This is a genomic window from Streptomyces sp. NPDC015127 (assembly GCF_043080095.1).
In the GTDB taxonomy this organism is placed as follows: domain Bacteria; phylum Actinomycetota; class Actinomycetes; order Streptomycetales; family Streptomycetaceae; genus Streptomyces.
Window position 1 is genome coordinate 298021 of sequence record NZ_JBIBVE010000009.1, and the last position, 12537, is coordinate 310557.

The 12537-nt window shown below is 70.2% G+C and carries 12 protein-coding genes; 3 read left to right on the forward strand and 9 right to left on the reverse strand.

Annotation, left to right across the window (positions count from 1 at the left end; genetic code table 11):
- Nucleotides 1-59 precede the first annotated feature (59 nt).
- Nucleotides 60-2645: an ATP-dependent chaperone ClpB gene (gene clpB / locus ACF08N_RS19985; protein ID WP_392325949.1), complete on the reverse strand. Its 2586-nt coding sequence runs from the start codon at nucleotides 2643-2645 to the stop codon at nucleotides 60-62.
- A gap of 122 nt (nucleotides 2646-2767) precedes the next feature.
- Here clpB and ACF08N_RS19990 point away from each other — a divergent pair, with 122 nt between their 5' ends.
- Nucleotides 2768-3181, forward strand: coding sequence for a pyridoxamine 5'-phosphate oxidase family protein (locus ACF08N_RS19990; RefSeq protein ID WP_392325950.1), 414 nt, complete (start codon nucleotides 2768-2770; stop codon nucleotides 3179-3181).
- 130 nt (nucleotides 3182-3311) lie between these two features.
- Here ACF08N_RS19990 and ACF08N_RS19995 read toward each other — a convergent pair whose 3' ends face one another.
- Together ACF08N_RS19995 and ACF08N_RS20000 are read right to left on the reverse strand one after the other, a co-directional pair.
- Entirely contained in the window at nucleotides 3312-3629 is a 318-nt protein-coding gene (locus tag ACF08N_RS19995) for a (2Fe-2S)-binding protein (protein WP_177149720.1), read from the reverse strand.
- Complete coding sequence (locus ACF08N_RS20000) at nucleotides 3626-3763, reverse strand: hypothetical protein (protein ID WP_392325951.1); 138 nt, start codon at nucleotides 3761-3763, stop codon at nucleotides 3626-3628. The genes ACF08N_RS19995 and ACF08N_RS20000 overlap by 4 nt, the downstream gene beginning before the upstream one ends.
- Nucleotides 3764-3959: 196 nt before the next feature.
- On the opposite strand from ACF08N_RS20000, the gene ACF08N_RS20005 reads away from it, so the two are divergent.
- A complete protein-coding gene (locus tag ACF08N_RS20005; protein ID WP_392326013.1) occupies nucleotides 3960-4949 on the forward strand; it encodes a helix-turn-helix transcriptional regulator in 990 nt (329 codons plus the stop codon).
- A 71-nt stretch (nucleotides 4950-5020) separates the two neighbouring features.
- Here the strand turns inward: ACF08N_RS20005 and ACF08N_RS20010 are convergent, their stop codons facing one another.
- The 4 genes from ACF08N_RS20010 to ACF08N_RS20025 form a co-directional block, all read right to left on the reverse strand.
- A complete protein-coding gene (locus ACF08N_RS20010; RefSeq protein ID WP_392325952.1) occupies nucleotides 5021-5995 on the reverse strand; it encodes a LuxR C-terminal-related transcriptional regulator in 975 nt (324 codons plus the stop codon).
- Nucleotides 5996-6263: 268 nt separating this feature from the next.
- The gene (locus ACF08N_RS20015) at nucleotides 6264-8183 is read right to left on the reverse strand and encodes an ABC transporter permease (protein WP_392325953.1); all 1920 of its coding nucleotides are present in this window, start codon (nucleotides 8181-8183) and stop codon (nucleotides 6264-6266) included.
- A 338-nt stretch (nucleotides 8184-8521) separates the two neighbouring features.
- Nucleotides 8522-9229, reverse strand: coding sequence for an ABC transporter ATP-binding protein (locus tag ACF08N_RS20020; RefSeq protein ID WP_392325954.1), 708 nt, complete (start codon nucleotides 9227-9229; stop codon nucleotides 8522-8524).
- An 80-nt stretch (nucleotides 9230-9309) separates the two neighbouring features.
- Nucleotides 9310-9684, reverse strand: coding sequence for a hypothetical protein (locus ACF08N_RS20025; RefSeq protein WP_392325955.1), 375 nt, complete (start codon nucleotides 9682-9684; stop codon nucleotides 9310-9312).
- A 352-nt stretch (nucleotides 9685-10036) separates the two neighbouring features.
- Here ACF08N_RS20025 and ACF08N_RS20030 point away from each other — a divergent pair, with 352 nt between their 5' ends.
- Nucleotides 10037-10543 carry a hypothetical protein gene (locus ACF08N_RS20030; protein WP_392325956.1) on the forward strand — a complete coding sequence of 169 codons (507 nt, stop codon included), beginning with the start codon at nucleotides 10037-10039 and terminating at the stop codon, nucleotides 10541-10543.
- A gap of 281 nt (nucleotides 10544-10824) precedes the next feature.
- On the opposite strand, the gene ACF08N_RS20035 is transcribed toward ACF08N_RS20030, so the two are convergent.
- Together ACF08N_RS20035 and dnaJ are read right to left on the reverse strand one after the other, a co-directional pair.
- On the reverse strand, nucleotides 10825-11295 hold the full coding sequence (locus tag ACF08N_RS20035) for a heat shock protein transcriptional repressor HspR (protein ID WP_177149732.1): 471 nt from the start codon (nucleotides 11293-11295) through the stop codon (nucleotides 10825-10827).
- A 1-nt stretch (nucleotide 11296) separates the two neighbouring features.
- A complete protein-coding gene (gene dnaJ / locus ACF08N_RS20040; RefSeq protein WP_392325957.1) occupies nucleotides 11297-12475 on the reverse strand; it encodes a molecular chaperone DnaJ in 1179 nt (392 codons plus the stop codon).
- Between the last annotated feature and the right edge of the window lie 62 nt (nucleotides 12476-12537).

Sequence of the window (12537 nt, forward strand, 5' to 3'; positions counted from 1 at the left end):
GCGCGATCCGCTGCGAGCTGATCGGCCCGGGGGTTTTCACCCCCGGAGCCCTGTGCGCCTTACTGCGCCGCTCCCACGATCAGCCCGTCCTCGAAGCGGTCCACCCGCACCGTGTCGCCGTCCCTGACCTCCCCCGCGAGGATCTCCTTCGCGAGGCGGTCGCCGATCGCCGTCTGGATCAGCCGGCGCAGCGGCCGGGCGCCGTACGCCGGGTCGTTGCCCTCGTCGGCGAGCCATTCCAGCGCCGCCGGGGTGACGTCGAGGGTGAGCCTGCGCTCGGCGAGGCGGCGGGCCAGCCGGTCGATCTGGAGCCGGGCGATGTGCGCCAGCTCGTCCTTCGACAGGGCGGAGAAGACCACCAGGTCGTCGAGGCGGTTGAGGAACTCCGGCTTGAAGGTGGCCCGCACCACCTCCAGCACCTGCTGCTTCTTCTGCTCGGCACTGGTCAGAGGCTCCACCAGGTACTGGCTGCCGAGGTTGGACGTCAGGATCAGGATGGTGTTGCGGAAGTCCACCGTCCGGCCCTGGCCGTCGGTCAGCCGTCCGTCGTCGAGGACCTGGAGCAGGACGTCGAAGACCTCGGGATGGGCCTTCTCCACCTCGTCCAGCAGCACCACGCTGTACGGGCGGCGCCGCACGGCCTCGGTGAGCTGGCCGCCCTCCTCGTAGCCGACGTAGCCGGGGGGCGCGCCGACCAGACGGGCGACGGTGTGCTTCTCGCCGTACTCCGACATGTCGATGCGGACCATCGCCCGCTCGTCGTCGAAGAGGAAGTCGGCGAGCGCCTTCGCCAGCTCGGTCTTGCCCACACCGGTGGGGCCGAGGAAGAGGAACGAGCCGGTCGGCCGGTCCGGGTCGGCGATGCCCGCGCGCGTACGCCGGACCGCGTCCGACACGGCCCGCACCGCCTCGCCCTGCCCGATCAGCCGCCGTCCGAGCTCCTGCTCCATGCGCAGCAGCTTCTGCGTCTCGCCCTCAAGGAGGCGGCCCGCCGGGATGCCGGTCCAGGAGCCGACCACGTCCGCGATGTCGTCCGGGCCGACCTCCTCCTTGACCATGGTGTCCTTGGACGCCTCCTCCTCGGCCTCGGACGCGGCCTCCAGGTCGCGCTCCAGGGCTGGGATCTCCCCGTAGAGCAGCTTGGACGCGGTGTCGAAGTCGCCGTCGCGCTGGGCGCGCTCGGCCTGGCCGCGCAGGTCGTCCAGCCGCTCCTTGAGCTCACCGACGCGGTTGAGGCCCTGCTTCTCCTTCTCCCAGCGTGCGGTCAGCCCGCGCAGCTCCTCCTCGCGGTCGGCGAGGTCGCGGCGCAGCTTCTCCAGGCGCTGCACGGAGGCGGGGTCGGACTCGTTCTTGAGCGCCAGCTCCTCCATGCGCAAACGGTCGACGGCGCGCTGGAGTTCGTCGATCTCCACGGGCGAGGAGTCGATCTCCATGCGCAGCCGCGAGGCGGCCTCGTCGACGAGGTCGATGGCCTTGTCGGGCAGGAAGCGGGAGGTGATGTACCGGTCGGAGAGGGTGGCGGCGGCGACCAGCGCGGAGTCGTTGATCTGCACCTTGTGGTGGGCCTCGTAGCGGCCCTTGAGACCGCGCAGGATCGCCACGGTGTCCTCGACCGTCGGCTCGGCGACCAGCACCTGCTGGAAGCGCCGCTCCAGCGCCGGGTCCTTCTCGATCCGCTCGCGGTACTCGTCGAGGGTGGTGGCGCCGACCATGCGCAGCTCGCCGCGGGCGAGCATGGGCTTGAGCATGTTGCCGGCGTCCATCGCGGAGTCGCCGCCGGCGCCCGCGCCCACGACGGTGTGGAGCTCGTCGATGAAGGTGATGATCTGCCCGTCGCTCGCCTTGATCTCGGAGAGCACGGTCTTCAGCCGCTCCTCGAACTCACCGCGGTACTTCGCGCCCGCGACCATCGCGCCGAGGTCGAGCGCGACGAGCCGCTTGTTGCGCAGCGACTCGGGCACGTCGCCCTTGACGATGCGCTGGGCGAGGCCCTCGACGACGGCGGTCTTGCCGACGCCGGGCTCGCCGATGAGCACGGGGTTGTTCTTGGTGCGCCGCGACAGCACCTGCACGACGCGGCGGATCTCCTGGTCCCGGCCGATGACCGGGTCGAGCTTGCCCTCGCGGGCGGCGGCCGTGAAGTCCGTGCCGAACTTCTCCAGCGCCTTGTACTGACCCTCGGGGTCGGGTGTGGTCACCCGGCGCCCTCCTCTTGCCTTCTCGAACGCGTCCAGCAGCTTCCTGTCCGTGGCACCCTGCCCGGCCAGTACTTCTCCGGCCTGCCCGCCCTTGGCGGCGATGCCGATGAGAAGGTGCTCGGTGGAGACATAGTCGTCGCCCAGCTCCTTGGCGCGCTGCGCGGCGTCGGCGATGACGGCGAGCAGCTCCCGGTTCGGCTGCGGCGGCGCGACGGTGGAGCCGGTGACGCTGGGCAGCGACGCGAGGAGGCGCTCGGCAGCGGACCGGACGGCGGCCTGGTCGGCGTCGACGGCGGCCAGCAGGTCGGTGATGTTCTCGTTCTCCTGGCCCGCCAGGAGCGCGAGCAGCAGGTGCGCCGCGGTCAGGTCGGCGTGCCCGTCCTGTACGGCCCGGTTGCTGGCCGCGTTGATCGCGTCACGGCTCTTGTTGGTCAGCTCGGCGTCCACGTGCCCTCTCTCCTCCTTGCTGATGGGCTCTCCCCAACGCTGACTCCGTCAACGTACACAAAGTTGAGTCTATTCCACTCAGGGTGCGGAGGGACAGGGGTTGCGGAGGTAGGTTCCGGCCCATGGCCATCGATCCCCGCAACCCCGGCGCGTCGTATCTCAGCTTCTGGCGCGACTACCACATGTGCACGCTGACCACCCCCCGCCCGGACGGCACCCCGCACGTCGTCGCGGTGGGCGTGACGTACGACCCCGAGGGCGGGACGCGGGGCCTGGCGCGAGTGATCACCAACAAGCACAGCCGCAAGGTCGCCAACGTCCTGGCCGCCGGCCCGGAGGGGGCACGGGTGGCGGTGTGCCAGGTCGACAAGGGCCGCTGGGCGACGCTGGAGGGCGTCGCGACGATCCGTACGGAGCCGGAGGTCGTCGCCGACGCGGTGAGCCGCTACGCGCAGCGGTACGGGCGCACGCCGGCGCCCAACCCGGACCGGGTCGTCATCGAGATCGCGCTGACCCGCGCGATGGGCCGGGCGTAGCCGGCCGAGCACCGGAGAGGTCTTTCTCGCGGACTCCGGGCAGCACAACGGCGCCATCGTGTTTCAGGTCCACGATGGCGCCGTTGTGTGGGGGAAGCACCCGAGCGATTTGAAACGACGGGGGAATCGCTCAGGCACTGCGGGGGGTGGCGGTGGTGTCTGGTTCGACGAGCTGGTGGTCACGCGCGTCGAGATTGACGAAGATCATGCCGTACCGGATGGCGCAGCGGACGGGCTGCGGGGCTCCGCGCGGCCGTCGCAGGCACCGGTAGGCGCGGACGTCCTCGTCCTCTTCGCGGGCGACGACGATGGGCTCTCCGAACAGGGTGACCATCAACGAGTCGCCACGGTGGGGGATTGCCGTGACGAGGTCGATGAAGTGCCACCCGGAGCGATATGCCGTCGCCATCTCCCGTCGGAAGACCCTGTCGTCCGGGGGTATGGTCATGCGTCCGCCTTCGCCGGCGGGGCGTCCCAACCGCTGTCCGGCGGTTCGGCGACGGCCTGCACACTGTCCCAACCGCTGTCCGCCGGGAAGTCGGCCAGATGGAACCCCGTGGCACCCAAGACGCCGAACGCCACGGGCGCAGAGAAGACAGCGGCAAGCACTGAGCGAAGCATTCTTTCGCGCATAGTCGGCTTCGTCCTCACTTGATGGTTTCTTCTCCCCCGCATCACAAGACGATGGCTCATTCAGGCATGTCAATGCCACAGGGTCGATGCATCATGTTCCTGTACGTACAGGACCCTGGGGGGTGGAGATTTGCCGCAGAACACCATGAAACCGACACATCCCCATGCGGTCACCGATCTCTGCGACGAAGGAGCACGGCTCTACGTCAGTGCGCTCAACACCGGACGGATCAGCCGATCCGACGCGGAAGCCGCACCCTGCCTCCTGGAATTCGCCCTGTTGCATCCGGATCCGGACGATGCAAACTGGCTGCGTCCGGTCCCGCCGTCCGTCGCGCTGGCGCAGCGACTGCACCCCATCGAACGCGAGATCGTGGACCGCCGTCGGCTGTCCATCGAACTGACCGACGCGTTCGAACCGTTCATGGCCATCAGCGCCCAGAGCCCGGCGAGCACCCACGCCATCACCGTGCTGGAAGGCTTCGACCGGATAAACGCCGCGCTCAATCTCGCCACGGCGGAGTGTCACACGGAGATGCTGACGATCCAGCCCGGCGGGGGACGCAGCGCGCATGTCCTGACCCAGGCCCTGGAGCGCGACCGCCCTTTGATCGACCGCGGTGTCAGCATCCGCACGCTGTACCAGCACACGGTCAGGTACAGCCAGGGCACACTCGCCTACGTCGAGCGCATATCCGCCGGCAAGGTGGAGATCCGCACCCTCGAGGAACTCATCGAGCGACTCATCGTGTTCGACCGCACGGTGGCCTTCATCCCGGCACGGGACGACCGCCGCGTGGCCCTGGAGCTGCGACACCCGGGACTGGTCGAGTACCTCATTAAGGTCTTCGAGCAACTCTGGCGGCGTGCTGTGCCGTTGGTGGAAGAGGTGCCGTACGATCACACACCGGACGGCATCTCGGGCGTCCAGCGCTCCATCGCAAGGCTTCTGATCGAGGGCCACGTCGACGAGGCCATCGCCCGCCGGCTCGGCATGAACGTCCGCACCTGCCGCGCCCACATAGCCAAGCTCGCCGCCGCGCTCGGCAGCGGCAGCCGCGCCCAACTCGGCTTCCTCATCGCGAAATCCGGCATCCTGGAAGAGGAGTGCCTGCCCAGCGTCGCGAACGACTGATCACCCCTCAGTACCGGACGGTTTTACTCCACTATGCCTGCGGCGGGCGCGCCGGGACCACCGTCCTCTTGTTACAGTGCAGCAACCGGAGCGTCGAGCAGCCCCGACCGCACGATGCTCACCCCCAGCTGCACCCGGTTCGTGCTGCCGAAGACCGCGGACAGGTGCGCGACATGCTTGCGGCAGGTGCGCACGCTGATGCCGAGCCGTCGCGCGACGATCTCGTCGGCGTGTCCCTCGGCAAGTAACCGCGCGATGGCCGCCTGCCGCTCGGTCACACCGTCCACCGTGGAAGAGGACGGCGTGGCCCCGGACATCTGCAACGCCTGGTGCCACAACCGCTCGAATACGGAGACCAGGTACTCGACCAGGGCCGGCTGACGGAGCTCCAGCGCCGACGAGAGGCCGTCCGGGCCGGCAGGGATGAAAGCCACGACCCGGTCCATGATGAACATGCGCTGCGGCAGGTCGCTCAGACTGCGCACCTCCAGGGCGTCACCGACGTGGTGGAGGAAGCTCTTCAGCGCCGGGCTGTGCAGCGAGGCGCGCCCATACAGGCTGCGCATCCGCACGCCCTTGTCCCGCAGCCGCAGATGCTTCGGCAGAGCCTCGCGAAGGACGGACTCACTGCGCGCGCCGGGCTGTACGCACAGGAGCTCCGTGCGGCAGGCGCGCAGCGCCCGGTCGATCGCGGCGTTGATACGCGGGAGACCCTCAAGAACGACGAGCCCGCCCGCGGAAGCGATCCGGTCACCGCGCTCCGGCGAGCGGAAGCCCTCGAGTACGCGGGCAATCCTCGCCTCCCGCGCCCGCCCCTCGTGGATCTCCGCCTCGATGCTCTCCAGCGCCGTGTGCAGCGCCACCGACGGCGGTGTCGGCACCAGCCACTCCCCGTCATCCGGGTCCGGGTGCACCAGGCCCAGGTCGATCAGGCACGGCGCCTCCGCCACCTCCCCGCGCCGCACGCGGCCGCGCCGCAGTGCCTCTCCGTAGCCTGAGGCGCCCGCCTCGCACAGCTCTTCCAGATCATGCGTGTGATGCGTCATCCCCGCCCCCCCGGGCCGCCACGTGGACCACCGTCAACGCCAACCGGTGATCCTACGAGGCCCGGTGGGGGGATGCAGCCGTCCGGGAGACGATGACAGCCGTGGCCGTACGAGGGGGTCGCACGGCCACGGCCCGCATGGAGGCCGGACCCCATCACGGTCCGACCGCCTCGCCGTCGACTCTCTCGCGGACGCAGCCCAGCTGGAACCGTCATGTTGTTGCAGTGCACGAAGCGGAGCCGCCTGTGGGTCACTTGTGCTGGCGCGGTCAGTCGCCCCGCGGGCGCCACGCGCGGGCCTGACGGACCGCGACGGTGGCTGCCCACAGCCACATGAGGACGCTGACGAGCAGGACGATCCCCGACGCGGACCAGAGCAGTTCGCGGGTGATGTAGGACTGCCCATCAGCGTTGACCGGTGCGGCAAGGCCCGCAGCGACGACGTTCCCGGCGAGACCTGCCAGGGCCAGCGGGGCAAGGACGGACCACGCCGCGCTCGTACGGAAGACGCGCAGGCCGCCGATCAGAACAGTCAGAGGCGCTAGCGCCCGCCCGTGGCGCAGGAACTCCGCCATTCCACTGAGGCCGGCTGCCACCGCCAACACGGCGATGCCTGCCACGCCGAGCAGCGTGCTCCAACGCCCCTGGTCCCGGTTGGGGATACCCGCGGTCACATGCTCCTCGCCCGGAGCGCGGGCTCCTGCGCCGCGCGGGAACACCTCGTAGGACAGCCGCTTGATGGTGGGGACAGAGAGATCTTGCCCGTCCGGGCGGAGGACGATAAGGCGGGAATCCTCCCCGGAGGACGCGGCACGCTTCGCGAGCTCGCGAGCATCGGTGCGGCGGATATCCAGGATCAGTGCGCCGTGCGTGGTCCACCTGATTATTTCCTGCAGTTTGGGATCCTGCGGAACCTCGCTGGTGCGGACTGTTTCGGAGGGGCATGGAAGATGCAGGGCGGCGAGGGCGGCGCAGCCGCCGTACAGCGTCATGGGGCTGTCAGCGCTGTTGGGGCCGCCGGCTGGTGGTAGGAGCAGGGCTGCTTCGGTGTCGGGCAGCCGGTTCAGGAAGGTGGTCATGTCCGAGGCGGACACCTTGCCGTTGGTCCCGACGACGAGGGCACTGCGGCCGATGCGGTCGAGGGTGCGCTGTGCTTCAGCGCTCTGTGAGCCGAACAGTCCCTGCCAGGCGACCGCCTGCATGAGGACGATGAGCGCCACCGTGACACCGGTGACGAGCCGGGCGGTCGCCCCCGGATAGGTGCTGGTGCGGCGTCCCGCCACAAGAGTCCCCGCCAAGCCGTGCGCCTGCGCGTGGCGGGTGAGGACACGCCCCGCTGCCGCGGTCAGCACCGCGACAGCGGCAGGCAGGGTGAGGATCGTGCCCGCAATCCCCGCCCAGCTGATGAGAATGCGCCAGACGGATTCCGACCCGAACAAGCCGGGGCCACGCACCGCGAGGAAGAACATGACAGGACACAATGCGGCAAGACGGGGCAACCAGGCGGATGGGACCGTGCTGTGGGGCCGCGTACCGACAGTGCTCCGGCGCTGTGCGAGGTCGGCCACGACTGCTGCCGCCACAACGGCCAGGAGCGCCGCAACAGGCGTGAGCCCGGCCCACCAGCCGTACTCGCGCAGATACGCGGACGATATGACGTAGTCGGTGTAGGGGACGTGGATGTCATACAGCAAGGCCGAGGCGACAGCTGCGGCACCGAGCAGCGCGCCGAACAGGACCGGATGCCCAGCCTCCCCGACGGCTACGAGGGCACGATCCCTGCGCCGCCCGCCGAGCGCGGCGACCAGTGCGGTCCTGCGGTCGCGGGCGTGCGCCCCCGTGCGCGCGGCGACCACCAGCAGGACGAGGCCCGGCAGGACGAACATGCCGGCCACGGCGGCCTGGAACATCCACTCAGCTTTGTCGTCCTGTCGTCCCGAGCCGGGCTCCAGGCCGGCATCGAGTCGGCCGCTGGCCGGGCCGAAACCGGTGACGACCTCGTTCGGCCATTCGGCGCTGAGGCCTTCGCGCGGGCGGACGTAGGCGAGCCATTCGGTCGGCTCGTCCAGGCCGGATGACTGAATGGTGCCGGTCAGTTCGCCGTATCGGTGGTCGATGCCCTCATCTGCACCCGCTTCCCTCAGGGCCGGAGACAGCACTGCCTCACCGGGCGCCGGCCAGCGTTCCACTCCGGGCGGCAGCGGGGCGTTGCCCTGGTGCGGGGCCAGGTATACGACGCTGAAACGCCGCTCGCCGTCCAGGGAGTCGGAACCCACGAGCCAGATGGTGGAGTCACGCGAGCGGTCTGGAGCCTGCTCTGCCAGTACTGGGGTTCTGCCGACCCGGCGTTCCTCCTTGCCGGCGTACACGGCGTGCACCGCGACAAGGCTGCCCAGCCCAAGAGTGAGGACCGCGGTGGCGAGAAGAAGCGCGACGAAGCGCACGCCACCGGCTTCGGCCCGTCGGCCGGCGGTACGCCCGGCGGCGAGGAGCTGGCGTGCCAGCCCCCCAGTGTCAGTGGTGACCATCACTCCACCCCTCGGGTGGAGGCCTGCTCCAGGGTCCCGGCCGCAAGCCGCAGGGTGCGGTCCGCACGGGCGGCGATGCCCGGATCGTGGGTGACCACGAGCAGTCCGCAGGCGTACTGCCGAGGCAGGGCGAACAGCATCTCGGCGGTCTTGTCACGGGTCTCGGCGTCCAGTGCACCCGTCGGCTCGTCGGCCAGCAGGAGAGCCGGCTCGTTGATCAGGGCGCGTGCCACTGCCGTACGCTGCCGCTCCCCGCCGGACAGTTCCTGACTCGTCGCCGCCTGCGGCACCCCGAGCTCGTCGAGGAGCCTCTGTGCCCGCTCCCGCACATCGCGACGGCTGCGACGAGACAGCAGGGCCGCGAGAACGACGTTGTCCAGCGGGCTCAGTTCCGGGAGGAGTTCACCGAACTGGAAGACCATGCCGATCGACTGCGCACGCAATTGGGCCAGCCGGGCGTTCCGCAGGCCGGCGATCTCGGTACCGGTCACTGTGACCGATCCGCTGTCCGGTCTGATCAGGCCGAGCACGCACGACAGCAGCGTGCTCTTTCCGGAGCCGGAAGGCCCGGTCACGGCGATCGACTCGCCTGCCCGCAACGACAGGGCAAGACCATCGAACAGCAGCCGCTCACCGATCGCATGCCGTAGTCCCGCGATCTCAAGTACCTGCCGCGCGTTCCCTGCGGCACCGTGTTCTGTCCCCACTCGTCCTGTCCTCACTGCATGTGCCCGAAAACACGGAAAGCGGTGGGGCGTTCCGGAACGCCCCACCGCATCACTGTCTCCTAGATACCGTCACCGGGTCGGTCGTCAGGGCCACAGCGGTCCGGGCTGAGCTGAACGTTGACGCAGGCGGTCACCTTGCGGACGTAGTTGATCTCGTCCATGCCGCTGTAGACGGTGTAGCTGTAGCCCTTGGAGTTGTCGAGGCGCAGGCCGGTGTTGTATCGCCGGTCGTACAGGGTGTAGACGGAGTGGCTGTCTCGCGCGGTGTCCTTGACGGCCACCTGGCCGTTGGTGCCGTGGCTCCAGGCCGACGCTCCGTAGACCGACGAGTCCAGGTTCTCCCCGGCTCCGGCGTAAGCCTGGCCGGCCCCTGACAGCGCGAGCACGGCCGCGCCACCCACCAGGATCTTGGCTGCAGTTCTGCCGATGGACATGAATCCTCCCCTGTTGTTCGAGTCACTGAACATGCGGACGCGGTGAAGGCTTGTTCTCCCACCGGTCTGGGCTCCGTAGGCCGGCGCCCATCGCGTCTCCCGCCGCCGCGTCGTCGACTCTCGCCCAACCACGACGCAGCCGCCACAGTCATGTTGTTGCACTGCACGAAGCGGAGCTGTGCACAGGCGTCGCCGACACCGCACACCGAACTCCCCCGCAACAGCGCCTGGTTAGACTCCAGGTCACCGGCCGGAGCGGCCTTGTGCCAGGGCGGGACCGAGAATCCTGCCCGGCGTGCGCAGGGGTTGGTCGGGGCGGCGGACGACCGGGGGTGACGCAATGGGATCAGACATGTCCGGGCTGGGACTCTCCGTCCCGGAAGAGGCCGTGTACCGGGACTTCCTGAGGAACCTGGACACCTCCGACGACGAGATCCACACACTGCTGGGACTGGATCGGCACGAGGTGGGCGCGAGCGTGCGCCCGGCTGTGTGTGCTGAGAGTGCCGAACCTCACCGGACCGGGCCCGCTCGCCTCCGCGGACCCGGAGACTCCCGCCGGCGGCTGGCGCTGGCCGTGGAGACCGTGCTCACGCCGGCTCTGGGCGGCACCGGCGAATCGCCGGAGATGCTCCTGCGGCTCGAAACCGCCGAGGGCGCCGAGGGGTTGGCCGTCCATTCGGCGGCCGCCGGTGCGTACGGCGAGGGGGAGTCCGCCCTCTCCCAGGACCTGCTCGCCCGGTTCGTCGACGGCGCCGCATCCCCCCGGACTGTCACTGCGCGGGGCAGGGTCGCCGGCGGCACGACTCCGAAGCCGTCCGAGCGTCTGGCGCTGCTGCGGAAGTGGACCGGCGGATGAGGCGGTTGCTGCGCCCCATGCCGGTGTGCGCGATCACCGGCCCCGTACGGGCCGAACACGGCCACGCCCCGGACGCGTACGTCGAGATCGGCTCCCTCACCTAGGCACACCGGAACCCTGCTGGCGCGGCCGGCCGACGCCGGGCGGCTCTACCGGCAATCGGCTGACGGTATGTCAGCTTCCTGCCCGGGGCCCGGCACCTTCCTGCCGCGCCGCCGCCGTGGCCCCGGACACACGAAAGGGCCGGAGAGCACACGCTCCCCGGCCCTCACGCACATGGATCAGGACGATCTGCCGCCCTGGTCGGGCCGCTTGGGACGCCACACCACCAGCGCACTCGTCTGCTGCACGTCCTGGTACGGCACGAGGTCGCGCCGGTAGGAGGCATGGACCTGCGCCTCACGCTGCTGCATCGCCGCCGCAGCGCCCTCCACGGCCGCCGACAGCTCGGCGACACGGGCCTGGAGCGCCGCGACCTGGTTCTCCAGCTCGATGATGCGCTTGATCCCGGCCAGGTTGATGCCCTCGTCCTGCGACAACTGCTGGACGGTGCGCAGCAGTTCGATGTCGCGGGCCGAGTAGCGCCGGCCCCGTCCGGCCGTGCGGTCGGGGGAGACGAGGCCCAGGCGGTCGTACTGCCGCAGGGTCTGCGGGTGCAGGCCCGACAGCTGCGCGGCCACCGAGATGACGTACACCGGCGACTCGTCGGTCAGTTCGTAGGGGCTGCGACTGCGTCCCGGACGGCCCTCCATGTCATGCTCCCTTCGCGGCCTGGAACAGCTCGGCCCGCGGGTCCTCCTCCGCGGTGGCTTCGCGGTAGGCCTCCAGCGCTTCCTTCGCCTTGTCGCTGAGCTCGGTCGGCACGGCCACCTCGATGGTGACCAGCAGGTCCCCGCGCGTGCCGTCCTTGCGGACGGCACCCTTGCCGCGGGCGCGCATCGTGCGGCCGTTGGGCGTGCCCGCGGGGAGCTTCAGCGTGACCGCGGGGCCGCCGAGGGTGGGCACCTTCACCTCGCCGCCGAGCGCCGCCTCCGCGTAGGTGACGGGCACGGTGACGGTCAGGTTGTCGTCCCTGCGGCCGAAGACCGGGTGGGCGTCGACATGGACCACGACGTACAGGTCGCCGGCCGGTCCACCGCGCTCGCCGGGCGCGCCCTTGCCGCGCAGCCGGATGCGCTGCCCGTCGGACACCCCCGCCGGGATGCGCACCTGCATGGTGCGCGAGGAGCGGGCGCGTCCGCTGCCCTTGCAGACGTCGCAGGGCGTCTCGGCGATCAGACCGCGCCCCTTGCAGTCCACGCACGGGTCGGTCAGCGAGAAGGATCCGCTGCCGCCGCGCGAGACCTGGCCGGTGCCGACGCAGGTCGGGCACACCCGGGGCGTGCCGTTCTTGTCGCCGGTGCCCGAGCAGGCCTTGCAGGGCGCCTGGCTGGACATCCGCAGCGGGACCGTGGCCCCGTCGACCGCCTCGGTGAAGCTGAGCGTCACCTCGGACTCGATGTCCTGGCCGCGGCGCGGCTGGGTGCGGGTGCCCGCGCCGGCGCCCCGGTTGAACAGGCCGCCGAACACGTCGCCCAGGCCGCCGCCGAAACCGCCGGCGCCGCTCTGGCCCCCGCCCGGGGCGCCACCGAAGAGGTCGCCCAGGTCGAAGTTGAAGGTGCCGCCGGCGCCGGGACCGGGCCGGAAGCCGCCGTTGCCGAAGAGGGCGCGGGCCTCGTCGTACTCCTTGCGCCGCTTGGGGTCGCCGAGGATGTCGTTCGCCTCGGAGATCTCCTTGAAGCGCTCCTCGGCCTTGACGTCGCCCTTGTTGGCGTCCGGGTGGTTCTCGCGGGCGAGCTTCCGGTACGCCTTCTTGATCTCGGCCTCGGTGGCGTCCTTGGGGACGCCGAGAACCTTGTAGTAGTCCTTCTCGACGAAGTCCTTCGTGCTCATCGACGTCCCTCCTCCCGGACGTTTCCTGCGTCAGCCCGCAGGGTTCGTGCCCCGGCTCCGCG

Coding starts and splice junctions, on each gene's coding strand:
- ACF08N_RS20035 (WP_177149732.1), bottom strand. CDS start 11,295: ATGGAGGGCCGTCCGGGACGCAGTCGCAGCCCCTACGAACTGACCGAC.
- ACF08N_RS19995 (WP_177149720.1), bottom strand. CDS start 3,629: ATGACCATACCCCCGGACGACAGGGTCTTCCGACGGGAGATGGCGACG.
- dnaJ (WP_392325957.1), bottom strand. CDS start 12,475: ATGAGCACGAAGGACTTCGTCGAGAAGGACTACTACAAGGTTCTCGGC.
- ACF08N_RS20030 (WP_392325956.1), top strand. CDS start 10,037: ATGTCCGGGCTGGGACTCTCCGTCCCGGAAGAGGCCGTGTACCGGGAC.
- ACF08N_RS20010 (WP_392325952.1), bottom strand. CDS start 5,995: ATGACGCATCACACGCATGATCTGGAAGAGCTGTGCGAGGCGGGCGCC.
- ACF08N_RS20025 (WP_392325955.1), bottom strand. CDS start 9,684: ATGTCCATCGGCAGAACTGCAGCCAAGATCCTGGTGGGTGGCGCGGCC.
- ACF08N_RS19990 (WP_392325950.1), top strand. CDS start 2,768: ATGGCCATCGATCCCCGCAACCCCGGCGCGTCGTATCTCAGCTTCTGG.
- ACF08N_RS20005 (WP_392326013.1), top strand. CDS start 3,960: ATGAAACCGACACATCCCCATGCGGTCACCGATCTCTGCGACGAAGGA.